The sequence below is a fragment of the Streptomyces daghestanicus genome, assembly GCF_020521275.1.
Lineage (GTDB): Bacteria > Actinomycetota > Actinomycetes > Streptomycetales > Streptomycetaceae > Streptomyces > Streptomyces griseoviridis.
This window is the reverse complement of sequence record NZ_BNDX01000002.1, coordinates 1,192,285-1,213,858: the sequence shown is the minus strand read 5'-3', so window position 1 is coordinate 1,213,858 and position 21,574 is coordinate 1,192,285. Positions and strand designations below refer to the sequence as shown.

The window sequence follows — 21,574 nt, the reverse complement described above, 5'->3', positions numbered from 1 at the left end:
GGCGTACGTCTTCGAGCCGCCGGCCGGGGGGCGCCGCACGCCGGTCGGGACGGGGGCGGGCGCCTACTCCGTCGCCGGCTCCGCGGCGGTGCCGTCCGCCGGGTCCGGGCCGGTGCCGTCCGCCGGGCGGCGGTCGAGGACGGCCAGGGCGCGCTGCGCGACCGGGTGGCTGCGGACCAGCTCGGCGAGGGTCGTGGCGCCCCGGGTGATGTCCCGGAACGCGTTCCAGGCCGGACGGAAGCCGGTCAGCGCCGCGTGGAAGAGTCCCGGACGGCGTTCGAACACCGCCAGCAGCCGCTTGCCGACGCTCATCTCCACGCCCAGCCCGGCCTTGACGGCGAAGGCGTAGTTCAGCGCCTGGCGGCGGGCGTCCACCGCGTCGTGCGCCTCGGCGATCCGCACCGCCCACTCCCCCGCGAGCCGACCCGAACGCAGGGCGAAGGAGATGCCCTCCCGGGTCCACGGCTCCAGCAGCCCCGCCGCGTCCCCGCAGACCAGGACCCGGCCCCGGGAGAGCGGCGAGTCGTCGGTCCGGCACCGGGTGAGGTGGCCGGAGGAGATGCTCGGCTCGAAACCGGCGAGGCCCAGGCGGCCGATGAAGTCCTCCAGGTAGCGCTTGGTCGCCGCGCCCTCGCCGCGGGCCGAGATGACCCCGACCGTGAGGGTGTCGCCCTTGGGGAAGACCCAGCCGTAACTGCCGGGCATCGGGCCCCAGTCGATGAGGACCCGGCCCTTCCAGTCCTCGGCGACCGGCTGCGGGACCGGGATCTCCGCCTCCAGGCCCAGGTCCACCTGGTCGACCTTGACCCCGACGTGCGCCGCTATCCGGCTCGCGCTGCCGTCCGCGCCGACCACGGCCCGGGCCAGCACGGTCTCGCCGCCCTGGAGCACCACGGCGGCCGTCCGCCGGTCGGGAACCGCCGAGCCGTGCTGCTCGACCCGGGACACGGTGACGCCGGTGCGCAGCTCGGCGCCCGCCTTCTGCGCGTGCTCGACGAGCTGCGCGTCGAACTCGGGCCGGTTGATCAGCCCGAACAGCATCTGCCGGGAGCGGCGGGTGCGGGTGAAACGGCCGTTGTGGGTGAAGGTCACCGCGTGCACGCGGTCCTTGAGGGGCAGGTCGAAGCCCGGGGGGAGGGAGTCGCGCGAGGGACCGATGATGCCGCCGCCGCACGTCTTGTAGCGGGGCAGGTCCGCCTTCTCCAGCACCAGCACGCGGCGTCCCGCGACCGCCGCCGCGTAGGCGGCCGAGGCCCCCGCGGGTCCCGCGCCCACCACGACGACGTCCCACACCTGACCCGCGTCGTCCGCCGAAGAGTTCTCGCTGCTCACGATGGTCTACTGCTCCGATCAAACCGCATGCCGCACCTGTCCCCCGCATCCTACGGTGGGCATCGCCGCAGGCCACTGTGGGAGGATCGGCACGGCAGGGCGCCCTGCTCGCACAGGACGCGGCCGCACCGCACGATCACGCGCGAACACGTCGTAAACGGAAGTGGTCGGCGCGTGGTCATCAGTACAACGTCGCACCCACAAGGAGCGTGCCCATGTCGTCGAATCCGGTCGCCGAGACCGTCGCCGCCCTGATGCCGAGGGCGAAGGCCGAACTCACCGAGCTGGTGGCCTTCCGGTCGGTGGCCGACTTCGACCAGTTCCCGAGGAGTGAGAGCGAGGCCGCCGCCGCCTGGATAGCGGGCGCGCTGCGCGCCGAGGGCTTCGAGGACGTGGCCCTGCTCGACACCCCGGACGGCACACAGTCGGTGTACGGCTACCTGCCCGGCCCCGAGGGCGCGAAGACGGTCCTGCTCTACGCCCACTACGACGTGCAGCCGCCGCTGGACGAGGCGGGCTGGACCACTCCGCCGTTCGAGCTGACCGAGCGCGACGGCCGCTGGTACGGACGGGGGACGGCCGACTGCAAGGGCGGCGTCATCATGCACCTGCTGGCGCTGCGCGCGCTGAAGGCGAACGGCGGTGTGCCGGTGCACGTCAAGGTGATCGCCGAGGGCTCGGAGGAGCAGGGCACGGGCGGCCTGGAGCGGTACGCCGAGCAGCACCCGGAGCTGCTCGCGGCCGACACCGTCGTCATCGGCGACGCGGGCAACTTCCGGGTCGGCCTGCCGACGGTCACCACGACCCTGCGCGGCATGACCCTCGTACGCGTCGCCGTCGACACCCTCGAAGGCAGCCTGCACTCCGGGCAGTTCGGCGGCGCCGCCCCCGACGCGCTCGCGGCGCTCATCCGCACGCTGGACTCGCTGCGCGCCGAGGACGGTTCGACGACCGTCGACGGGCTGGCGGGTGACGGCACATGGGACGGGCTCCAGTACGCGGAGGAGCAGTTCCGCGCGGACGCCAGGGTGCTGGACGGCGTGGAGCTGATCGGCTCGGGCACGGTCGCCGACCGGATCTGGGCCCGGCCGGCCGTCACGGTGCTGGGCATCGACTGCCCGCCGGTGGTGGGCGCGACGCCCTCGGTGCAGGCCGGCGCGCGGGCCCTGGTGAGCCTGCGGGTGCCGCCGGGCACGGACGCCACCGAGGCCGTGAAGCTGCTCCGGGCCCACCTGGAGGCGCACACGCCGTGGGGCGCCCGGGTCGCCGTCGAGCAGGTCGGCCAGGGCCAGCCGTTCCGTGCCGACACGACCAGCCCGGCGTACCAGGCCATGGCGGACGCGATGGCGGCGGCGTACCCCGGCCAGGAGATGAGCTACGCCGGCCAGGGCGGCTCGATCCCGCTGTGCAACACCCTGGCCGGCCTCTACCCGGACGCGGAGATCCTCCTCATCGGCCTGAGCGAGCCGGAGGCCCGCATCCACGCGGTGAACGAGAGCGTCTCCCCCGCGGAACTGGAACGCCTGTCGGTCGCGGAGGCCCTGTTCCTGCGCAACTACGCGGGCAACTAGCCGGTCACCGCCGGCGGGGGCCGGGCCCGGGGACCTGACCACCGCCGGCGGCGCGACGCCCCAGGGGGCGCGGGGAACTGCGCCGCCGGCCCCCACCACCCGCACGCGGCGCGCAGCGGCCCCCCACCACCCCCGTGGCCGCGGAACTCACCCCACCGGCACCCCCGCCTCCAGATACAGCGCGGCCCCCCGCTCCCGCGCCCGCAGGGCCCACCGCAGCCGCGCGTACCGCACCGGGGGCAACAGCCCCGCCGCCTCCTCCTCCGTGACGAACCGCCAGCCGCGCAGCTCGGGTCCGGGCAGCAGCAGCCGCCCGGCCTCCGCGGGAGCGAGGCGTCCACCGTCGAAGAGCAGCCGCAGCCCCCCGTACCGAGGAGGCGTGGGCGGTTCCCAGTCGACGACCAGCAGGGAGGGCGCGTCGTCGAGGTGGACGCCGGTCTCCTCGGCGACCTCCCGGACACCCGCGCGGGCGGGGGCCTCACCGGGCTCGACGACACCGCCGGGGAACTCCCAGCCGGGCTTGTAGGTCGGGTCGACCAGCAGGAACCGGTCGTGCTCGTCGAAGAGCAGGACACCGGCGGCGAGGGTCTCGGCCGTGGGTTCCGGGGTCTGCACGATGTCGCAGGCGGGCGCGGCGCCGGTGTCGACCGCCTCGGCGATCCGGGCGGCGGTCTGGCGCGGGGTGAGCACGCTGTTGTCGACGGGGTGGGCGTCGGCCATCAGCCAGGAGCCGAGGGCGGCCCGGTAGGGCTCTATCTGGCCGTACGACCACTGCCGTACGCGTATCTCGCCGTCCGGCGGGTCCGGTGGGACCTCGCGGCCGGCTATGCGTTCCCGCAGGATCGTTTCGGCCGGAGTGAGCAGAATGTGCCGGACCGCGATCCGGCGGGCGGCGAGGCCGCCGAAGATCTCGTCGCGGTACTCCTGGCGGAGCAGGGTCATGGGGACCACGAGCGTCCCACCCAGCTCGGCGAGCATCGCGGCCGCCGTGTCGATCACCAGCCGCCGCCAGATCGGGAGGTCCTGGAAGTCCCCGACCTCGGCGAGGCGTTTGGGTGGCAGCAGATGTCCGAGCGCTCCGCCGATGACCTCGGGGTCGAAGAGCGTGCTGTTCGGGATCAGGTCGATCAGTTCCCGTGCGGTGGTCGTCTTCCCCGCACCGAACGCGCCGTTGATCCAGACGACGGTCACAGGTCCCCCTCTTCTGTTGGCCCCCTGTGGCTTGCCCGCTCCACCCTGCCACGGAAACCAGCCCCAGTTGAGGGGGGCACGGCAACGGCGCCGGTCCCCTGCCGGGGTGCCGGCGCCGTACCGGCCGTCGCGGTCAGTCCTCGCGCGTGTCCTTGTCGTCGTGCGGGGCCAGGCTGTCCTGGCTGATGTCGAGGGTGCTGAGGGCGTCGGTCGCCTTGTTCAGGTCGACCGGCAGTCCGCCCAGGGCGTGCGACGGGGTGACGGCGGCGACCACGAATCCGGTGGCGAGGGAGGCGATGGCGAGCATGCTGCGCTTCTTCATGCCGGGTTCAACTGCCGCGGTGCCCCGGGAGTCACTGCCCGTCCGCGCCGTCGGCACGCGCCGCGCCCGACACGGCGGATTCCCGGCCCCCTCAGACCCCCGCCGCGCTCACCCCGGCCGTCCGGGTGAGCGCCGCCGCGGCCGCTCCCACCAGGCCCGCGTCGGTGCCCATCCGGGCCGGCGCGACCGTCAGGCGGCGTACGAAGGAGAGCGTCGCGTACTCGGCGAGGGCCCGGCGCAGCGGTGCGAAGAGGATCTCGCCCGCCTTGCCCACGCCACCGCCGATCACCGCGATGTCGATCTCGACGAGGGTCGCGGTGGCCGCGATGCCGGCGGCCAGGGCCTGGGCCGCCCGCGCGAAGGAGGCCACGGCGACCGGGTCGCCCGCGCGGGCCGCGGCGGCCACCGCGGCGGCGGACGTGTCCCCGTCGGCGCCGGGGCGCCAGCCGCCCTCCAGGGCGCGCCGCGCGATGTTGGGGCCGCTCGCGATGCGTTCCACGCAGCCGCGCGCCCCGCACGGGCACGCGTCCCCGTCGAGGTCCACGCTGATGTGCCCGATGTGCCCCGCGTTGCCGGTCGGGCCGGGATGCAGCCGGCCGCCCAGCACCAGACCGCCGCCGACGCCCGTCGACACCACCATGCACAGCGCGTTGTCGTGCCCGCGGGCGGCGCCCTGCCAGTGTTCCGCCGCCGTGATCGCCACCCCGTCGCCGATCAGCTCGACCGGCAGTCCGCCGGCCGCCGCCCGGACCCGGTCGACGAGCGGGTACCCGCGCCAGCCGGGGACGTTGACCGGGCTGACCGTGCCCGCCGAGGCGTCCACCGGCCCGGCGCTGCCGATGCCGACGGCCGTGGCACGGCCCCACAGCGGGGCGGCCGTCAGCTCGCCGAGCACCTCTTCGACGGCCCCCATCACGGTGTCACCGTCCTCCCGGGCGGGCGTCGGGCGCTGGGCGCGCACCAGAATCCGGCCGTCACCGTCCACCAGCGCACCGGCGATCTTGGTGCCGCCGATGTCCAGCGCGGCCACGAGGTCGGTGTCCATCAGAGTCGGTTCTCCCCGTCAGCCTTCGACAACACGGGCACAGCGGCGGGCGCGTGGCGGACACGGCGACAGGCCGGTCACGCGACGGACGCGCGGACCGCGGAGTGCGAAGGACAGTGTCCACCCGATCTGACAACGTTGTCCAGGCTCTATGCTCGACGCCACACATCCTCATACAACCCTCAGACACGCCCCCCGTGGGCCCAGCCGCCCGCCTTGGACGACAGGAGCCGTCGCGAACCCGTGGACGACAGGACAGGATTTCCCCCCGTGACCGACATGGCCCGCCCCCGGCACCGCAGCAGCGGGAACCGGTACGGCAACCGTCCGACCATGAAGGACGTCGCCGCCCGCGCGGGCGTCGGCCTGAAGACCGTGTCCCGGGTGGTGAACGGGGAGCCGGGGGTGACGCCGGAGACCGAGCGCCGCGTGCAGGAGGCCATCGACGCCCTCGGCTTCCGCCGCAACGACAGCGCGCGGGTGCTCCGCAAGGGCCGCACCGCCAGCATCGGGCTGGTGCTGGAGGACCTCGCCGACCCGTTCTACGGGCCGCTCAGCCGGGCCGTGGAGGAGGTGGCCCGCGCCCACGGCGCCCTGCTCATCAACGGGTCCAGCGCCGAGGACCCCGAGCGCGAGCAGGAGCTGGTGCTGGCGCTGTGCGCGCGGCGGGTGGACGGGCTGGTGGTGATCCCGGCCGGCGACGACCACCGGTATCTGGAGCCGGAGCTGAAGGCCGGGGTGGCGACGGTGTTCGTGGACCGTCCGGCCGGGCACGTCGACGCGGACGTGGTGCTCAGCGACAGCTTCGGCGGCGCCCGGGACGGCGTCGCCCACCTCATCGCGCACGGCCACCGCCGGATCGGCTTCATCGGTGACATGCCCCGCATCCACACGGCCGCCGAGCGGCTGCGCGGCTACCGGGCCGCCATGGAGGACGCGGGCATACCCGTGCGGGAGTCCTGGATGTCGCTGGGCGTCACCGACCCGGAGCGGGTGCGCCGGGCGGCCGAGGAGATGCTCACCGGCCCGGACCCGGTCACCGCGATCTTCACCGGCAACAACCGGGTGACCGTCACCGTGATCCGGGTGCTGGCCGAGCACCCGCACGGCGTCGCCCTCGTCGGCTTCGACGACATCGAGCTGGCCGAGCTGCTGCGGCCCGGCCTCACCGTCGTCGCCCAGGACGCGGCGGCGCTGGGCCGCACCGCCGCGGAGCGCCTCTTCGGCCAGCTGGACGGGGACCTGCTCGTCCCCGAGCGGATCGAGCTGCCGACCCGGCTGATCGCCCGGGGGTCGGGCGAGCTGCCGCCCGCGCCCTGACCGCCCGGGGACGGCTCAGCGCGCCGGGGCGGTGAGGTCGCCGCGCCTCGGCGCCGAGAAGCCCTCCAGGTCGGCGCGGGTCAGCCCGGTCAGCCGGGCGACCTCGCCGATGTCGAGGGCGCCGCAGTCCAGGCCGCGCAGCAGGTAGCCGCTGAGCGCCTTGGCGGTGGCGGGCTCGTCCATGACGTCGCCGTCGGTGCGGCTGGCGTAGCGGGCCAGCCGGGCGGCGGCCTGCTCGAAGCCCTCGCGGTAGAAGGCGAAGACGGCGGCGTACCGGGTGGGGATGTGTCCGGGGTGCATGTCCCAGCCCTGGTAGTAGGCGCGGGCCAGGGCACGGCGGGTGAGGCCGTAGTGCAGCCGCCAGGCGTCGTGGACCTGGGCGGTGGGACCGACCGGCAGCACGTTGGTGGAACCGTCCGAGACCCGTACGCCGGTGCCGGCGGCGGCGACCTGCATGACCGCCTTGGCGTGGTCGGCGGCCGGGTGGTCACTGGCCTGGTGGGCGGCGGAGACGCCGAGGCAGGCGCTGTAGTCGAAGGTGCCGTAGTGCAGGCCGGTGGCGCGGCCCTCGGCGGCCTGGATCATGCGGGCCACGGTGGCGGTGCCGTCGGCGGCGAGGATGGACTGGCTGGTCTCGATCTGGATCTCGAACCCGATCCGGCCCGGCGCGAGCCCGCGCGCCTCCTCGAACTCCTCCAGGAGCCGCACCATGGCCGTGACCTGCTCGGGGTAGGTCACCTTGGGCAGGGTCAGGACCAGCCCGTCGGGCAGTCCGCCGGCCTCCATCAGACCGGTGAGGAAGATGTCGAGGGTGCGGATGCCCCGGTCGCGGACGGCGGCCTCCATGCACTTCACGCGGATGCCCATGTACGGGGCCGCCGTGCCGTTCTCGTACGCCTGGGCCACGATCCGGGCGGCGCGGGCGGCGTCCCGGTCCTCGTCCGTGCCGTGGTAGCCGTCCTCGAAGTCGATCCGGAGGTCCTCGACGGGCTCGCGCTCCAGCTTGGCCCGTACGCGGGTGTACACCGGCTCGGCGAGGTCGTCGGGGAGTCGGAGGACGGCGGCGAGGGAGGCGGCGTCCGGGGCGTGTGCGTCGAGGGCGGCGAGCGCCCGGTCTCCCCAGGTGCGGACGGTGTCCGCGGCGAAGGCGTCGGCGGGGACGTAGACGGTGTGGACGGGCTGGCGGGTGCCGGGGTCCCCTGGGTAGCGCCGGGCCAGTTCCGCGTCGACCGGCGCCAGCCGGGCGCCGATCTCCTCGGTCACGGCGCTCCCGAGGCTCGTCGCCACCTTCTCCTGGCCCATGCCACACCCTCCTCGTTCCCATTCCCAAGGATTTTCCGCTGTACGGAATCAACAATCCGTAGAGCGAAGTTATCCGGCGATCTTCCCACCGGTCAACACCCGTTCCGCCCGACGGGCGCGTACGGCCGAGGCCCCCGTGACCGCGGACGGCGGTCACGGGGGCCTCGGTGCGGGCTCCTGGGGAGGCGCTCAGCCCTTGCGGGCCTTGATCTCCTCGGTGAGCTGCGGGACGACGTCGAAGAGGTCGCCGACGACGCCGTAGTCGACCAGGTCGAAGATCGGGGCCTCGGCGTCCTTGTTGACCGCGACGATGGTCTTCGAGGTCTGCATGCCCGCGCGGTGCTGGATCGCGCCGGAGATGCCGGAGGCGATGTACAGCTGCGGCGAGACGGACTTGCCGGTCTGGCCGACCTGGTTGGTGTGCGGGTACCAGCCGGCGTCCACGGCGGCGCGGGAGGCGCCGACGGCCGCGCCGAGGGAGTCGGCGAGCGCCTCGATGATCCCGAAGTTCTCGGCGCCGTTGACGCCACGGCCGCCGGAGACGACGATCGCGGCCTCGGTCAGCTCCGGGCGGCCGGTCGACTCGCGCGGCGTGCGTGCGGTGACCTTGGTGCCGGTCGCGGCGGCCGAGAAGGAGACGCTCAGTTCCTCGACCGCGCCGGCGGCCGGGGCGGCCTCGACGGCGGCGCTGTTCGGCTTGACCGTGATGACCGGGGTGCCCTTGGAGACACGGGACCTGGTGGTGAACGCGGCGGCGAAGACCGACTGGGTGGCCACCGGACCCTCGTCGCCGGCCTCCAGGTCGACGGCGTCGGTGATGACGCCGGAACCGATGCGCAGCGCGAGGCGGGCGGCGATCTCCTTGCCCTCGGCGGAGGACGGGACCAGCACGGCGGCCGGGGAGACCTGCTCGACGGCGGCCTGGAGGGCGTCGACCTTCGGGACGACCAGGTAGTCGGCGTACTCGGCGGCCTCGCTGGTGAGGACCTTCACCGCGCCGTGCTCGGCGAGGGCGGCGGCGGTGTCGCCGGCGCCGTTGCCCAGCGCGACGGCGACCGGCTCGCCGACCCGGCGGGCCAGGGTCAGCAGCTCCAGGGTCGGCTTGCGGACGGCGCCGTCCACGTGATCGACGTAGACGAGAACTTCAGCCATGGGACTTCTCTCCTGCTCGGATAAGGCGTTGGGCGGTCAGCGGGGCGGGGCTCAGATGAACTTCTGGCCCGCGAGGCGGTGTCAGACGAACTTTCGCTCCGCGAGGAAGGCGGCGAGCTGCTTGCCGCCCTCGCCCTCGTCCTTGACGATCGTGCCCGCGGTGCGCGCCGGGCGCTCCGCCGCCGACTCCACGACCGTGTAGGCGTTCTCCAGGCCGACCTCGTCCTCGTCGATGTCGAGGTCGGACAGGTCCCAGGACTGAACCGGCTTCTTCTTGGCCGCCATGATGCCCTTGAAGGACGGGTAACGCGCCTCGCCCGACTGGTCGGTCACCGACACGACCGCCGGCAGGGAAGCCTCCAGCTGCTCGGAGGCGGCGTCGCCGTCCCGGCGGCCCTTCACCGTGCCGTCCTCGACGGAGACCTCGGAGAGCAGGGTGACCTGCGGCACGCCCAGGCGCTCGGCGAGCAGCGCGGGGACGACGCCCATGGTGCCGTCGGTGGAGGCCATGCCGGAGATCACCAGGTCGTAGCCGGCCTTCTCGACCGCCTTGGCCAGGACCAGGGAGGTGCCGATGGCGTCGGTGCCGTGCAGGTCGTCGTCCTCGACGTGGATCGCCTTGTCCGCACCCATGGACAGCGCCTTGCGCAACGCGTCCTTGGCGTCCTCCGGACCCACCGTCAGCACGGTGATCTCCACGTCGTCGTCGGAATTCTCCGAGATCTGCAGCGCCTGCTCGACCGCGTACTCGTCCAGTTCGGAGAGCAGACCGTCCACGTCGTCCCGGTCGACGGTCAGGTCATCGGCGAAGTGCCGGTCGCCAGTGGCGTCGGGCACGTACTTCACGGTGACAACGATCCTCAAGCTCACGCCGGCTCTCCTACTGCGTCGACATTTCCAGTGCTGCCTCTTGCAGGCAGCATAGGCGCCCCAAGCGGCCGATCCCGGGCGGGGCGACCTGCGCTCCCGCCCAAAATATTACTCGTCAGTACATCCAGTTCATGCCCGCTGAGCAAGCGCTTTGAACTGTGACCTTCGCAACGCAGCGTAACCGGAACCCGACGGTGCCGCCGGGGCCGGGAGCCGGTCAGCCGCGCAGGCCGCCGAAGCGCCCTTGGTGGTACAGGAGCGGCCGGCCGTCGCCGGTGGGGTCGCCGAGGAGCACCTCGGCCAGCACGATGCGGTGGTCGCCCGCCGGGACCCGGCCGGCGACCCGGCAGACCAGCCAGGCGAGGACACCGTCCAGGACCGGCACGCCCTCGGGCCCCTCCCGCCAGGCGGTGGGCGGCGCGAACCGGTCGGCGCCGCTGCGGGCGAAGGTGGCGGCCAGCTCCTGCTGGTGCTCGCCGAGTATGTGCACGCCCACGTGCTCGGTCTCGGCGACCACCGGCCAGCTGGAGGACCCGGTGCCGATGCCGAAGGAGACCAGGGCCGGCTCGGCGGAGACCGAGGCGAGGGAGGTCGCGGTGAAGCCCACCGGACCGGCGGGCCCGCGCGCGGTGATCACGGCGACGCCCGCCGCGTGCCGCCGGAAGACGGACCGCAGCAGATCCGAGGTGCCGGAGTCGTCGGAGCGGAGGCGGTCCAGGTCGGGGGTGACCGTCATGCGTACGTCCTTCTTCGCCGCGCCCCGGCCGGCGGGGAGGGCCGGAGGCTCGAATGTCAGGCTGACGATAGTCGGTGCGTACCGTCAAGCGGGCGTTCCGGATTGCGGAACCGTCCCGCCCCGGCGGTCGCGGGTCACACGGCCTCCCCGAGGGCGGCGATCACGTCCGCCTTGCGGGGCTGCCCGGCGGCCCGGCGTACGATCCGGCCCCCGGCGTCCAGCACCAGCACGGTCGGGGTGGCGACGACGTCCAGGGCGCGGACCAGTTCCAGGCGGGCCTCGGCGTCGATCTCGACGTGGGCGACGCCGGGCACCAGGCGTGCCACCTCGCCGAGCACCCGCCGGGTGGCCCGGCAGGGGGCGCAGAAGGCACTGGAGAACTGGACCAGCGTGGCCCGCTCCCCCAGCTCCGCCCGCAGGTCGGCCGCGTCCAGCCGTCGGTCCTCGTCCCGCCCGCGCACCCGCGCCCTCCCGTCTCGTGGCCACTCTCCCCGGTGCAGCGCTGGCGGGGCGGCGAAAGATTCCCCGAGAGGGCGCACGGCCGGGTAACGGGGACGTGACGAGAATCTCGCCCTCCACGGGCACGAGGGCTGGTACACCGCTCGTTCTTCGGGCACGATCTGCGACAAGCCGTAAACCTACGGCTCCGTAAGTTCCTACTGGGAGTCCCCTTCCCAGGCCAAGAAGGAAGGGTCCGCGCCGCCCATGGCAGAACTCGTCTACCGTCCGGTCATCGGTCTCGCCCGGACCCTGTTCAAGACGTGGGACCTGAAGATCGACTGCCGCGGTTCGGAGAACATCCCGCGCTCGGGCGGCGCGGTGCTGGTGAGCAACCACATCAGTTACCTGGACTTCATCTTCAACGGTCTGGCGGCGCTGCCGCAGAAGCGGCTGGTCCGTTTCATGGCGAAGGAGTCCGTCTTCCGGCACCGGATCTCCGGTCCGCTGATGCGCGGGATGAAGCACATCCCGGTCGACCGCGACCAGGGCGAGGCGGCGTACGCGCACGCCCTGGACTCGCTCCGGTCGGGCGAGATCATCGGGATCTTCCCGGAGGCGACGATCTCCGAGTCGTTCACGCTCAAGAGCTTCAAGTCCGGCGCGGCCCGCCTGGCGCAGGAGGCGGGCGTCCCGCTCGTCCCGATGGCCCTGTGGGGCACGCAGCGGCTGTGGACCAAGGGCCACCCGCGCAACTTCAAGCGCAGCCACATCCCGGTGACCATCAGGGTCGGCGAGCCGATGGAGGCGACGCGCGAGCAGTACGCGGGCGCCATCACCCGTCGTCTGCGCGAGCGGGTGCACGAGCTGCTGGAGGCGGCCCAGCGCGCCTACCCGGTGCGCCCCAAGGGTCCGGACGACACCTGGTGGATGCCGGCCCACCTGGGCGGCACGGCGCCCACGCCGGAGCAGGTCCGCGCGGCCGAGGCGCACTGACCGTCCTTCGGCGGACCGCCCTTCAGAGCGCCGTCGGCAGGGTCCGCCACAGGTGCGGCCGGTCGGTGGCGGCACGCAGGGCGCCCAGTACGGCGGGGTGCGGCGCGGCGTGGAGGGCGGGGAGGTCGGCCTCGCCGGCGGCGGGGTCGGGGGTGAAGGCGAGCCGTTCCCCGGCGAGGGAGAAGCGGGCGTCGACGCCGGGCTTGTTCCCGCGCGGGTCCTGCCGGTGCCAGGCGCCGTTGAACCGTACGGCGATCAGTCCGTGGACCACGTACCCGCTGCCGTCGTCGTGCAGCAGCCGCTGGTAGCAGAGCGCGGCCGGGATGTCCTCGGCCCGCAGCAGCGCGGCCAGGGCGTGGGCCTTCGCGTGGCAGATGCCGGTGCGCCGCTCCAGGACGTCGGAGGCCCGCCACGTGACGCGCGGGTCCCCGGCGTCCGCCGAGTGCGGCACGGTGTCCCGCACGAACGCGAACGCGCGGCGCGCATAGTCATACGAGTCGTCCGCGCCCCGGGCGAGGTGCGCGGCCGTCTCGCGGACCAGCGGGTGTTCGTGGTCGATGACCTCGTCCACGGCGAGATAGGCGGACAGGTCGGGGTTCTCCTGGATCAGCTCCATGCCCGCAGAGCATAGGAAAGCGATCACCCGAGGTCAATAGATTTTCGGGTGATCGCATACCTATGCAGTTTGGGAGGCGTCTACCGGACGGCCATCTCCTCCTTCAGGGCCGCCACGAACGCGTCCACGTCGTCCTCGGTGGTGTCGAAGGCGCACATCCAGCGGACGTCGCCCGCGGTCTCGTCCCAGAAGTAGAACCGGAACCGCTTCTGGAGGCGCTCGCTCACCGCGTGCGGCAGCCGGGCGAAGACGGCGTTGGCCTGCACCGGATAGAGGATCTCGACGCCGTCCACGGCCCGCACCCCCTCGGCCAGGCGCCCGGCCATCTCGTTGGCGTGCCGGGCGTTGCGCAGCCACAGGTCCTTGGCGAGCAGCGCCTCCAGCTGCACGGAGACGAACCGCATCTTGGAGGCGAGCTGCATGGACAGCTTGCGCAGGTGCTTCATGCGGCGTACCGCCTCCTGGTTGATCACCACGACCGCCTCGCCGAACAGGGCGCCGTTCTTGGTGCCGCCGAGGGAGAGGAGGTCGACGCCGGCCGCGTTGGTGAAGGTCCGCATGGGGACGTCGAGGGAGGCGGCGGCGTTGGCTATCCGGGAGCCGTCGAGGTGCACGGTCATGCCGTGGGCGTGGGCGTGGTCGCAGATCGCGCGGATCTCCTCGGGCGTGTAGAGGGTGCCGAGTTCGGTGCTCTGGGTGATCGAGACGACCTGCGGCATCGCTCGGTGCTCGTCGTCCCAGCCGTACGCCTGCCGGTCGATCAGCTCGGGGGTGAGCTTGCCGTCGGGAGTGGGCACGGTGAGCAGCTTCAGGCCGCCGACGCGCTCGGGGGCGCCGCCCTCGTCGACGTGGATGTGCGCGCTCTCGGCGCAGATCACCGCGCCCCAGCGGTCGGTGACCGCCTGGAGCGCGACGACGTTGGCCCCGGTGCCGTTGAAGACGGGGAACGCCTCGGCCGTCGGCCCGAAGTGGCCGCGGACCACCTGCTGGAGATGGGCCGTGTAGTCGTCCTCGCCGTACGCGACCTGGTGCCCGCCGTTGGCCAGGGCCAGGGCGGCGAGCACCTCCGGGTGGGCCCCGGCGTAGTTGTCGCTGGCGAAACCGCGGGCCGCGGGGTCGTGGCGGCGGCGGGCGTCGGTCCTGGGAGGGTTCACGGCTTCTCGGTCAGCCACAGACGGGTTCCGTTCACTTCCGCGGCGGGCTTCTCCCAGACCCCGGCGACCGCCTCGGCCAGGTCCCGCACGTCGGTGAAGCCCGCGAACTTCGCGTTGGGGCGCTCGGCGCGCATCGCGTCGTGCACCAACGCCTTCACCACCAGGATCGCAGCCGCCGAGGTCGGCCCCTGCTCGCCCCCCGCCTTGCGGAAGAAGTCGGCCAGGGCCAGCGTCCACGCCTCGGCGGCGGCCTTGGCGGCGGAGTACGCGGCGTTGCCCGCGGTCGGCTTCGTGGCGCCCGCCGCGCTGATCAGGACGTAACGGCCGCGGTCGCTGCGCTGGAGTCCCTCGTGGAAGGCGAGGGAGGTGTGCTGGACGGTGCGGACGAGGAGCTGCTCCAGGAGGTCCCAGTCGTCCAGGTCGGTCCTGGTGAAGGTCTGGCTGCCGCGCCAGCCGCCGACGAGGTGGACCAGGCCGTCGACCCGGCCGTGCTCCTTCTCGATCCGGCCGGCCCAGGCACGGGTCGCGTCCAGGTCGAGCAGGTCGACCGTCTCCCCGGTGACGGTGGCGCCGCCGTGCGCGTAGCGGGCCGCGTCCACGGCCTCCGCCAGTCTCTCCGGGTCGTGGTCCGAGCCGACGACCGTGGCTCCCGCCTCGGCGAGCCGCAGCAGCGCGGCCCGTCCGGCGGGGCCGCCCGCGCCGGCCACCGCGACGACCGCGCCGTCGAGCGTCCCGTTCCCGCCGGTCCCCGTGTCGGACCCCATGTTCCTCGCCTCCCGCACCTTGTTCTCTCCGCCGCCGGCGCCGTCGCTCACGCGGCGGCCCGCTCGGCGCCGTCCGCCGTGATGCCGCGCGTCGACGCGATCACGTTCTTCAGTTTCCTGGACAGCGCCTCGTAGAACATGCTCAGCGGAAACTCGTCCGGGAGCACGTCGTCCACCAGCTTGCGCGGCGGCAGGCTCAGGTCGAGGGCGTCGGGGCCCTTGGCCCACTTGGAGCCGGGGTGCGGGGCGAGGTAGGCGGAGACCAGCTCGTAGCCGGCGAACCAGTGGACGAGCTTGGGGCGGTCGATGCCGTCGCGGTAGAGGGTCTCGATCTCGGCGCAGAGCCGGTTGGTGACCTCGGGGGCCCGCTCCCAGTCGATCGAGAGCCTGTTGTCGGTCCAGCGGACGACGTCGTGCTTGTGCAGGTAGGCGAAGAGGAGCTGGCCGCCGAGGCCGTCGTAGTTGCGGACCCGCTCGCCGGTGACCGGGAAGCGGAACATGCGGTCGAAGAGGACCGCGACCTGTACGTCGCGGGCCTGCGGGACGCCTTCGCCGGCGAGCTTCACGGCCTCCTTGAAGGCGGTGAGGTCGCAGCGCAGTTCCTCCAGGCCGTACATCCAGAACGGCTGGCGCTGCTTGATCATGAACGGGTCGAAGGGGAGGTCGCCGTGGCTGTGGGTGCGGTCGTGGACCATGTCCCAGAGCACGAACGCCTCCTCGCAGCGCTTCTGGTCGTGGACCAGGGCGGCGACGTCCTCGGGCAGTTCCAGGCCGAGCAGGTCGACGGCGGCGGCGGTGACCCGGCGGAAGCGGGCGGCCTCGCGGTCGCAGAAGATGCCGCCCCAGGAGAACCGCTCGGGCGCCTCGCGCACCGCGATGGTCTCCGGGAAGAGGACGGCGGAGTTGGTGTCGTAGCCCGAGGTGAAGTCCTCGAAGGTGATCCCGCAGAACAGCGGGTTGTCGTAGCGGGTGCGCTCCAGTTCGGCCAGCCAGTCGGGCCAGACCATGCGCAGCACGACCGCTTCGAGGTTGCGGTCGGGGTTGCCGTTCTGCGTGTACATGGGGAAGACGACCAGGTGCTGGAGGCCGTCGGCGCGGTGCGCGGCGGGCTGGAAGGCCAGCAGCGAGTCCAGGAAGTCCGGCACCTGGAAACCGCCGTCGGCCCAGCGGCCGAGGTCCGTCACGAGGGCCTCGTGGTACGCGCGGTCGTGCGGCAGCAACGGGGACAGCTCCCGTACGGCGTCGGCGACCTGCCGTACGGCGTCCTCGGCGGCGGTGCGCTCCGGGGCGCCCTCGGCGGTGAAGTCGATCGAGCCGTCCTTGGACTGCCAGGGCCGGATGCGCTCCACGGCATCCTTGAGCACGGGCCACGCGGGGTGCTCCACCACCCTGTCCGTCGGAGGAATCCGCTCCTCCACAGCCGCCTGCACAAGAATTTCCGTCATGTTCCATCCTCCACGGGAGAACCTCGCGTAAGGACACCGTATGCAATCAAGGTTTCCCCCAGCAAGGGGAACCTCAGCAAATTATCCTGCCCCACCCCGTCCTTCACCGCACTTTTTCCTGTAGGACACCGTGCAGGAGTCCGGTGAGAGGCCGCGTCCGGAGCGGGCGGTTAGGCTGCGGCCGCCCCGTAGGTCTCCGACGGAAACGAGTCGTTCCGTGAACTTCCTCACCATCGGTCACCGGGGTGTCATGGGCGTCGAGCCCGAGAACACCCTGCGTTCCTTCACCGCCGCCGAGCGGGCCGGGCTCGACATGATCGAGCTGGACCTGCACCTGAGCAAGGACGGCGCCCTCGTCGTCATGCACGACACCGACGTGGACCGCACGACCGACGGGACCGGCCCGGTCGCCGGGAAGACCCTCGCCGAGCTGCGCGCCCTCGACGCGGGACGCGAGGAGCGGGTCCCGGTCTTCGAGGAGGTGCTCGACGCCGTGTCGCTGCCGGTGCAGGCCGAGATCAAGGACGTGGCGGCGGCGCGGGCGCTGGCCGGGGTGCTGAACGAGCGGGGGCGGGCCGGGCGGGTGGAGGTGTCCTCGTTCCACGACGAGGCGGTCGCCGAGATCGGCCGGCTGGTGCCGGGGGTGCGGACGGCGCTGATCGCCGGCCGCTACGACGCCGGCGTCGTGGACCGCGCGGTCGCGGCAGGCGCGGCGACGGTGTGCCTGAACATCCGCCGGCTCACCCTGGAGACGGTGGAGCGGGCTCGCGCGGCCCGGCTGCGGATCATCGGCTGGGTGGTCAACACCCAGGAGCAGCTGCGGCTGGCGCGGGCCTTCGGCCTGGACGGCGTGACCACCGACTTCCCGGAGTTCGGGCGGACGGGCCGCTTCACGGCCTGAGCACCGGGCGGCCGTTCAGTCCAGTTCCTTGACCAGCAGCTCGAAGGCGAGGTCGGGGCGGAGCGGGACGCCGAAGCGCTCGTCGCCGTAGGGGAAGGGGCTGGTGCGGCCCGTACGGCGGTAGCCGCGCCGCTCGTACCAGGCGATCAGGTCCTCACGCGCGGTGATCACGGTCATGTGCATCTCCCGCGCGCCCCAGACCGTACGGGCCTGCCGCTCGGCCTCGGCGATGACGGCCTTGCCGAGGCCGGCCCCCTGCAGTCCCGGGCGGACGGCGAACATCCCGAAGTAGGCGTGGCCGTCGCGGCGCTCCAGCTGGCAGCAGGCGACCGGCCGGCCGTCCCGCTCGGCCGTGAGCAGCCTGCTGCCGGGTGCCTCGATGACGGCCCGCACGCCCTCGGGGTCGGTCCGCTGCCCCTCCAGCAGGTCCGCCTCGGTCGTCCACCCGGCCCGGCTGCTGTCGCCCCGGTACGCCGACTCGACCAGCTCGACGAGGGCGTCGACATCGGCGGCGGTGGCGTCGCGGAAGACCAGGTCGGTCGAGGCGGGGACGGCGGCGGTGTCCATGGGGCGGGTCTCCGGATCGGCTGGCGCGGTGCGGGCACCGTTGAGCCTAGCGCCGCCCCCGTCGCCGGCCGCGTTAGGGTGCGGACGCATGGTGCATGTACTCAGCAGTCGTGTCCTGCTCCGCCCCGTCGACCCCGACCGCTCCCGCGCGTTCTACGGCGGGCAGCTCGGCCTCGCCGTCCACCGCGAGTTCGGCACCGGCCCGGAACGCGGCACCGTCTATTTCCTCGGCGGCGGCTTCCTGGAGGTCTCCGGGCGGGCCGAGGCCCCCGCGGACCCGGGGCTGCGCCTCTGGCTCCAGGTCGAGGACGCGGCGGCGGCCCACGAGGAGCTGCGCGCCGAGGGCGTGCCGATCGTGCGGGAGCCGGTACGGGAGCCGTGGGGCCTGGTGGAGATGTGGATCGAGGACCCGGACGGGACACGGATCGTGCTGGTGGAGATCCCCGCCGACCATCCGCTGCGCTACCGGCCGGGCATCTGAGCCCTTTGTCTGAGCGCCCTGGCCGGGAGCGACGAGTACGAGCACTCTCACAGCCGGGGAGCTGGAGCCAGTCAGTCAGGAAGCCGGGCGCGGTGGCAGGCGGGGACCGCGCGGTTCACACCCTGGGCACGCCCAGCCGGCCCTCCAGCTGGACCAGGAGTTCGCCGAGGAGTCCGGCCAGTTCACCGCGCTCGGGGGTGCCCAGGCCGGAAAGGGCAGCGGTCTCGTAGGCGAGCTGTTCGGGGAGGATGCCGTCCACCATGGCGCGTCCGGCCTCGGTGAGGCGGACGTGGGTGACGCGGCGGTCCCGGGTGTCGCCGCGGCGTTCGACCAGGCCGCGCCCGGAGAGCTGCTTGAGGCGCTTGGTGACGGCGGCGCCGGAGGAGAACGTCTCGCGGGCCAGTTCGCCGGGGGTCAGCTCGTGCCCGGTGCGGCGGAGCGCGCCGAGCAGGTCGAACTCGGGGCGGCTGAGACCGATCCGGCGCAGCGGCGCGTCCTCCGCCTGCTGGAGGAGGGCGGCGCAGCGGTTGATCCGGCCGATGATCTCCATGGGGCCGGTGTCGAGGCCGGGGTGGACGGCCTGCCACTGCCGTACGACGCCGGCGACGGTGTCGCCCCGCGCCGGCCCCGCCGTGTCGTCACTGCCCGCCGATGGCCGGTCGGTTGCCGTCATGGCCTCGTGTCCTCCGTTGTCGTGCCCGTCGCCGTACCGGTGGTGGTGCCGGCCGCGGGGCCCGCGCTCCGGTCGGCGTACGGCTCCCCCGCGTCCCGGTCCGCGTCCGCCGTGCGCCGGCGCACCGTAGCGGCGAGGGTACGGTGTCCGGCCTGCTCGGCGAGCACGACCCTCTCCTGGGGCAGGGCCCGCTGCCACCACTCGCCCGCGGCGGCGTCGGCCGTGGCCCGCAGTTCGGTCAGGGCGGACGCCAGGGCGCGCCGGGCGGCGTCCAGCGCGGCGGGCGCGGGGCCGGGGTCCGCCAGGAGGCGGGCGGCGTGCTCGCGGGCGCGGTCGACCGCGGTGAGCGCCTCCTCGACCCGGGATGCGGCGCGCCGGTTGGTGACGGCCATGGCGGCGAGGAAGCCGACCGCGGCGCCGACCACGGTGTCCAGGACCCGCTCGGTGATCAGCTCGCCGGGATCCTGGTAGCGGGCGAACTCGGTGACGAGCAGGGCCATCGGGGTCACGCAGACGCTGCCCAGCCAGTAGTTGCGGCTGATGAACGCCTCGGCGCCGAAGCCGCAGGCCAGGCAGAACAGCACCAGAAGCACCTGGTGGAGGTGGGCGACCGGGGCGACCACGGCGAAGACCAGCACCCCCGCGACGTTGCCGACCACGCGCTGGACGGTCCGGCTCCAGGTGAGGGTCAGGTTCGTCTGGTAGAGCGCCGCGGCGGTGACCAGGGCCCAGTAGGGGCGGCCGACGCCGAGGGCGAGCGAGGCCCAGCCGGCGAGGGCGCAGCCCAGGGCGGTGCGCACGCCGACGGGGGCGAGCGGGCCGAGCCGTCGCCGCAGCGGCGTGGGCCGGGCGGCGAGTTCCGCCTCGACGCCGGCCATTTCCTCGGTGTCGGCGCGGCGGTCCCCGGTACGCGGGACGCGGCCGGTGCCGCGCAGGTCGCGGGCCCAGCCGCGGAGCAGGTCCGGGTCGGCGTCGGCGGGGGCGGCGAGCGCGACCTCGGCGCGGACGACGAGCCGTTCCAGGGCGCGCCGGGTGGCGGCGCGGGCACCGGCGGCCGGTACGGCGAGCAGGGTCTGCCAGGCCGCCTGGACGGCGGCGTATCCGGCGGCGCGGGCAGGGGCGTGGCCGTCGCCGGTGCCGCCGGTGGCGGCGTACGCGGCGGCGGCGTTCAGGGCGGCGGCGGTGGCGCGGCGCTCGGGGCCGTGCGGGCGGACCAGGCCGGGGGCCATGCCGACCACCCAGGCCCAGGCGCCCGCGGCGAGGGCGAGGCCGATGTGCCCGGGGATCTGGCCGAGGGTCTGCGGCACGAACAGGGCGGCGGAGGTGATGAAGGTGAGGACGACGTTGTTCGGCGGGCCGACGCGGGTGGCGTCGCAGAGCACCTTCTGCGCGGCGGCCAGGACGGCGCCCACGGCGACCAGCACGACCGCGCTGTCGGTGAGCGACGCCGCGACCAGGGCGACGGCGAGGCCGCCGACCATGCCGAGGATCACCCACAGCAGGGTGCGGGCGCGGGCGGCGTAGGGGCGGTTGTGGGCGTACAGGGCGCACATGGACCCGGCCATCGTGTACATGGCCAGGTCGAGGCGGCCGAGGGCCAGCAGGGTGAGGTTGGGCGGGGCGAGCGAGGCGACGGAGCTGAGCGCGGGCTTGAACCAGATGTCGGAGGGCCGGCGCGGACGCAGCGCGCCGGCCAGGGGGAGACGGCGGCTGCGGGGGGTGCCGGGGGTGGGGGTCGCACTGCTCATATCCATAGATTAACAGGTGTTTTATCTGTAAAAGATTGCTCGGCTCGCGGGGCCGGTCCGTGGGGGGATACGGCTCGGGGTGGTCGCGCGCTCCGTCGTCTGCCCCCTGGATGCCCCCGCGCGCTTGCGTGCGCGCCGCATGCGCAGGGCATGCCATGGCCGACAAGGACCTCTGGCCGATGACCGGCCGTCACCGGTGACCAGTGGCCGGTGGCCGGCGACCGGCTGTCGAGCGCGAGCAAGGGGGTGCGCGTGCACGGACCGGCGTCCTCCGGCTGGTTGCTGGTCGCGCTGTGCGCGGCGACCGGCGCCTACTGCCTGCTGCGGATGCGCAGCGATGTCGAGGAGCAGCGCCGCGCGGCGGGCGGCGAGGCGCTCATGGGCTTCGGCATGGCCGCGATGGCCGTGCCGGCGGCCGTGTTCACCCCGCCGGCGTGGGCCTGGCCGGCCTGCGCGGCGGTGTTCGGCGCGGCCGGGCTGCGGGCGCTGTGGGCGGCCCGGGGCGGGCGGCACCATCTGCACCATCTGGTCGGCACCGGGGCGATGGTCTACATGTCCCTGGTGATGGCCGGCTCCCCCGCCCACGGCCACGGCGGCTCGGGCGTCCCCCCGCTCACCGGCGCGCTGCTGCTGTACTTCGCCGGGTACGTGCTGCTGGCCGGGGCGCGCCTGGTGCCCGTGCCCGCGGTGGCGGCGGGAGGCACGGCCGACGGGTGGGGCGACCGCCCGGAACTGGCCCGCGCGTGCCGGCTGTCGATGGGGATCGCGATGGTGGCGATGCTGGCCACCATGTGAACGCCGCTCGCCCCGGGCCGCCCGGCCTCCCCGACGCGCCCGGCCGCCGGAACCCGCCCCCGGCCCGCCTCGCGTCCTCGACCGCCGGACCCGGCCCTCGGCCCACCCCGCACGCGTCCTCGACCGCCTGACCCGGCCCCCGCGCCCCCGCGCCC

The 21,574-nt window shown here is 73.8% G+C and carries 22 protein-coding genes; 6 read left to right on the top strand and 16 right to left on the bottom strand.

Annotated elements, in window-relative coordinates:
* Nucleotides 1-63: 63 nt before the first annotated feature.
* Nucleotides 64-1,332: a geranylgeranyl reductase family protein gene (locus Sdagh_RS05305; RefSeq protein WP_189422019.1), complete on the bottom strand. Its 1,269-nt coding sequence runs from the start codon at nt 1,330-1,332 to the stop codon at nt 64-66.
* A 215-nt stretch (nt 1,333-1,547) separates the two neighbouring features.
* On the opposite strand from Sdagh_RS05305, the gene Sdagh_RS05300 reads away from it, so the two are divergent.
* Nucleotides 1,548-2,903 (top strand): dipeptidase, encoded by a 1,356-nt coding sequence (locus Sdagh_RS05300; RefSeq protein WP_190077829.1) that lies wholly within the window; start codon nt 1,548-1,550, stop codon nt 2,901-2,903.
* 147 nt (nt 2,904-3,050) lie between these two features.
* On the opposite strand, the gene Sdagh_RS05295 is transcribed toward Sdagh_RS05300, so the two are convergent.
* The 3 genes from Sdagh_RS05295 to Sdagh_RS05285 form a co-directional block, all read right to left on the bottom strand.
* On the bottom strand, nt 3,051-4,094 hold the full coding sequence (locus tag Sdagh_RS05295) for an NUDIX hydrolase (RefSeq protein ID WP_189422021.1): 1,044 nt from the start codon (nt 4,092-4,094) through the stop codon (nt 3,051-3,053).
* A 133-nt stretch (nt 4,095-4,227) separates the two neighbouring features.
* The gene (locus Sdagh_RS05290; RefSeq protein WP_189422022.1) at nt 4,228-4,416 is read right to left on the bottom strand and encodes a hypothetical protein; all 189 of its coding nucleotides are present in this window, start codon (nt 4,414-4,416) and stop codon (nt 4,228-4,230) included.
* A gap of 91 nt (nt 4,417-4,507) precedes the next feature.
* Nucleotides 4,508-5,461: an ROK family protein gene (locus Sdagh_RS05285; protein ID WP_189422023.1), complete on the bottom strand. Its 954-nt coding sequence runs from the start codon at nt 5,459-5,461 to the stop codon at nt 4,508-4,510.
* A 279-nt stretch (nt 5,462-5,740) separates the two neighbouring features.
* Between Sdagh_RS05285 and Sdagh_RS05280 the strand changes: the two genes are divergently transcribed.
* On the top strand, nt 5,741-6,781 hold the full coding sequence (locus tag Sdagh_RS05280; RefSeq protein WP_189422101.1) for a LacI family DNA-binding transcriptional regulator: 1,041 nt from the start codon (nt 5,741-5,743) through the stop codon (nt 6,779-6,781).
* 15 nt (nt 6,782-6,796) lie between these two features.
* Here Sdagh_RS05280 and Sdagh_RS05275 read toward each other — a convergent pair whose 3' ends face one another.
* The 5 genes from Sdagh_RS05275 to Sdagh_RS05255 all read right to left on the bottom strand — a co-directional run bounded on the left by Sdagh_RS05275 (nt 6,797) and on the right by Sdagh_RS05255 (nt 11,341).
* Entirely contained in the window at nt 6,797-8,083 is a 1,287-nt protein-coding gene (locus tag Sdagh_RS05275; RefSeq protein ID WP_190077828.1) for a DUF6986 family protein, read from the bottom strand.
* Between the two features lie 189 nt (nt 8,084-8,272).
* Complete coding sequence (locus tag Sdagh_RS05270) at nt 8,273-9,235, bottom strand: electron transfer flavoprotein subunit alpha/FixB family protein (RefSeq protein ID WP_189422025.1); 963 nt, start codon at nt 9,233-9,235, stop codon at nt 8,273-8,275.
* An 81-nt stretch (nt 9,236-9,316) separates the two neighbouring features.
* Nucleotides 9,317-10,105 (bottom strand): electron transfer flavoprotein subunit beta/FixA family protein, encoded by a 789-nt coding sequence (locus Sdagh_RS05265; RefSeq protein ID WP_189422026.1) that lies wholly within the window; start codon nt 10,103-10,105, stop codon nt 9,317-9,319.
* Nucleotides 10,106-10,322: 217 nt separating this feature from the next.
* Nucleotides 10,323-10,841, bottom strand: coding sequence for a flavin reductase family protein (locus Sdagh_RS05260; protein WP_189422027.1), 519 nt, complete (start codon nt 10,839-10,841; stop codon nt 10,323-10,325).
* Between the two features lie 134 nt (nt 10,842-10,975).
* Nucleotides 10,976-11,341, bottom strand: coding sequence for a TlpA family protein disulfide reductase (locus Sdagh_RS05255; RefSeq protein WP_226534714.1), 366 nt, complete (start codon nt 11,339-11,341; stop codon nt 10,976-10,978).
* A 205-nt stretch (nt 11,342-11,546) separates the two neighbouring features.
* Between Sdagh_RS05255 and Sdagh_RS05250 the strand changes: the two genes are divergently transcribed.
* Nucleotides 11,547-12,275, top strand: a complete 729-nt coding sequence (locus tag Sdagh_RS05250) for a lysophospholipid acyltransferase family protein (RefSeq protein ID WP_189422028.1) — start codon at nt 11,547-11,549, stop codon at nt 12,273-12,275.
* A gap of 22 nt (nt 12,276-12,297) precedes the next feature.
* Here the strand turns inward: Sdagh_RS05250 and Sdagh_RS05245 are convergent, their stop codons facing one another.
* The 4 genes from Sdagh_RS05245 to Sdagh_RS05230 form a co-directional block, all read right to left on the bottom strand.
* The gene (locus Sdagh_RS05245; RefSeq protein WP_189422029.1) at nt 12,298-12,891 is read right to left on the bottom strand and encodes a transglutaminase domain-containing protein; all 594 of its coding nucleotides are present in this window, start codon (nt 12,889-12,891) and stop codon (nt 12,298-12,300) included.
* Nucleotides 12,892-12,971: 80 nt separating this feature from the next.
* Nucleotides 12,972-14,045 (bottom strand): threonine aldolase family protein, encoded by a 1,074-nt coding sequence (locus Sdagh_RS05240; RefSeq protein WP_190077827.1) that lies wholly within the window; start codon nt 14,043-14,045, stop codon nt 12,972-12,974.
* A complete protein-coding gene (locus tag Sdagh_RS05235) occupies nt 14,042-14,809 on the bottom strand; it encodes an SDR family NAD(P)-dependent oxidoreductase (protein WP_189422031.1) in 768 nt (255 codons plus the stop codon). Before Sdagh_RS05235 ends, Sdagh_RS05240 begins: the two co-directional genes overlap by 4 nt.
* A gap of 47 nt (nt 14,810-14,856) precedes the next feature.
* Nucleotides 14,857-16,254, bottom strand: coding sequence for a DUF6421 family protein (locus Sdagh_RS05230; protein WP_189422032.1), 1,398 nt, complete (start codon nt 16,252-16,254; stop codon nt 14,857-14,859).
* A 217-nt stretch (nt 16,255-16,471) separates the two neighbouring features.
* Here Sdagh_RS05230 and Sdagh_RS05225 point away from each other — a divergent pair, with 217 nt between their 5' ends.
* On the top strand, nt 16,472-17,155 hold the full coding sequence (locus Sdagh_RS05225) for a glycerophosphodiester phosphodiesterase (RefSeq protein WP_189422033.1): 684 nt from the start codon (nt 16,472-16,474) through the stop codon (nt 17,153-17,155).
* A gap of 15 nt (nt 17,156-17,170) precedes the next feature.
* Here Sdagh_RS05225 and Sdagh_RS05220 read toward each other — a convergent pair whose 3' ends face one another.
* Nucleotides 17,171-17,722 (bottom strand): GNAT family N-acetyltransferase, encoded by a 552-nt coding sequence (locus tag Sdagh_RS05220; RefSeq protein WP_189422034.1) that lies wholly within the window; start codon nt 17,720-17,722, stop codon nt 17,171-17,173.
* A gap of 88 nt (nt 17,723-17,810) precedes the next feature.
* On the opposite strand from Sdagh_RS05220, the gene Sdagh_RS05215 reads away from it, so the two are divergent.
* Nucleotides 17,811-18,203, top strand: coding sequence for a VOC family protein (locus Sdagh_RS05215; protein ID WP_189422035.1), 393 nt, complete (start codon nt 17,811-17,813; stop codon nt 18,201-18,203).
* Between the two features lie 115 nt (nt 18,204-18,318).
* Here Sdagh_RS05215 and Sdagh_RS05210 read toward each other — a convergent pair whose 3' ends face one another.
* Together Sdagh_RS05210 and Sdagh_RS05205 are read right to left on the bottom strand one after the other, a co-directional pair.
* Complete coding sequence (locus Sdagh_RS05210) at nt 18,319-18,876, bottom strand: MarR family winged helix-turn-helix transcriptional regulator (RefSeq protein ID WP_189422036.1); 558 nt, start codon at nt 18,874-18,876, stop codon at nt 18,319-18,321.
* Nucleotides 18,873-20,624, bottom strand: coding sequence for an FUSC family protein (locus Sdagh_RS05205; RefSeq protein ID WP_189422037.1), 1,752 nt, complete (start codon nt 20,622-20,624; stop codon nt 18,873-18,875). The genes Sdagh_RS05210 and Sdagh_RS05205 overlap by 4 nt, the downstream gene beginning before the upstream one ends.
* A 252-nt stretch (nt 20,625-20,876) precedes the next feature.
* On the opposite strand from Sdagh_RS05205, the gene Sdagh_RS05200 reads away from it, so the two are divergent.
* Nucleotides 20,877-21,419, top strand: a complete 543-nt coding sequence (locus tag Sdagh_RS05200) for a DUF5134 domain-containing protein (protein WP_189422038.1) — start codon at nt 20,877-20,879, stop codon at nt 21,417-21,419.
* The last annotated feature ends 155 nt before the right edge of the window (nt 21,420-21,574 follow it).

Bases quoted from the DNA above. Each gene is read 5' to 3' on its own strand.
- Sdagh_RS05290 (WP_189422022.1), bottom strand. From the start codon at position 4,416: ATGAAGAAGCGCAGCATGCTCGCCATCGCCTCCCTCGCCACCGGATTC.
- Sdagh_RS05250 (WP_189422028.1), top strand. From the start codon at position 11,547: ATGGCAGAACTCGTCTACCGTCCGGTCATCGGTCTCGCCCGGACCCTG.
- Sdagh_RS05260 (WP_189422027.1), bottom strand. From the start codon at position 10,841: ATGACGGTCACCCCCGACCTGGACCGCCTCCGCTCCGACGACTCCGGC.
- Sdagh_RS05235 (WP_189422031.1), bottom strand. From the start codon at position 14,809: ATGGGGTCCGACACGGGGACCGGCGGGAACGGGACGCTCGACGGCGCG.
- Sdagh_RS05245 (WP_189422029.1), bottom strand. From the start codon at position 12,891: ATGGAGCTGATCCAGGAGAACCCCGACCTGTCCGCCTATCTCGCCGTG.
- Sdagh_RS05210 (WP_189422036.1), bottom strand. From the start codon at position 18,876: ATGACGGCAACCGACCGGCCATCGGCGGGCAGTGACGACACGGCGGGG.
- Sdagh_RS05230 (WP_189422032.1), bottom strand. From the start codon at position 16,254: ATGACGGAAATTCTTGTGCAGGCGGCTGTGGAGGAGCGGATTCCTCCG.
- Sdagh_RS05270 (WP_189422025.1), bottom strand. From the start codon at position 9,235: ATGGCTGAAGTTCTCGTCTACGTCGATCACGTGGACGGCGCCGTCCGC.
- Sdagh_RS05285 (WP_189422023.1), bottom strand. From the start codon at position 5,461: ATGGACACCGACCTCGTGGCCGCGCTGGACATCGGCGGCACCAAGATC.
- Sdagh_RS05220 (WP_189422034.1), bottom strand. From the start codon at position 17,722: ATGGACACCGCCGCCGTCCCCGCCTCGACCGACCTGGTCTTCCGCGAC.
- Sdagh_RS05275 (WP_190077828.1), bottom strand. From the start codon at position 8,083: ATGGGCCAGGAGAAGGTGGCGACGAGCCTCGGGAGCGCCGTGACCGAG.
- Sdagh_RS05215 (WP_189422035.1), top strand. From the start codon at position 17,811: ATGGTGCATGTACTCAGCAGTCGTGTCCTGCTCCGCCCCGTCGACCCC.
- Sdagh_RS05280 (WP_189422101.1), top strand. From the start codon at position 5,741: ATGGCCCGCCCCCGGCACCGCAGCAGCGGGAACCGGTACGGCAACCGT.
- Sdagh_RS05205 (WP_189422037.1), bottom strand. From the start codon at position 20,624: ATGAGCAGTGCGACCCCCACCCCCGGCACCCCCCGCAGCCGCCGTCTC.
- Sdagh_RS05300 (WP_190077829.1), top strand. From the start codon at position 1,548: ATGTCGTCGAATCCGGTCGCCGAGACCGTCGCCGCCCTGATGCCGAGG.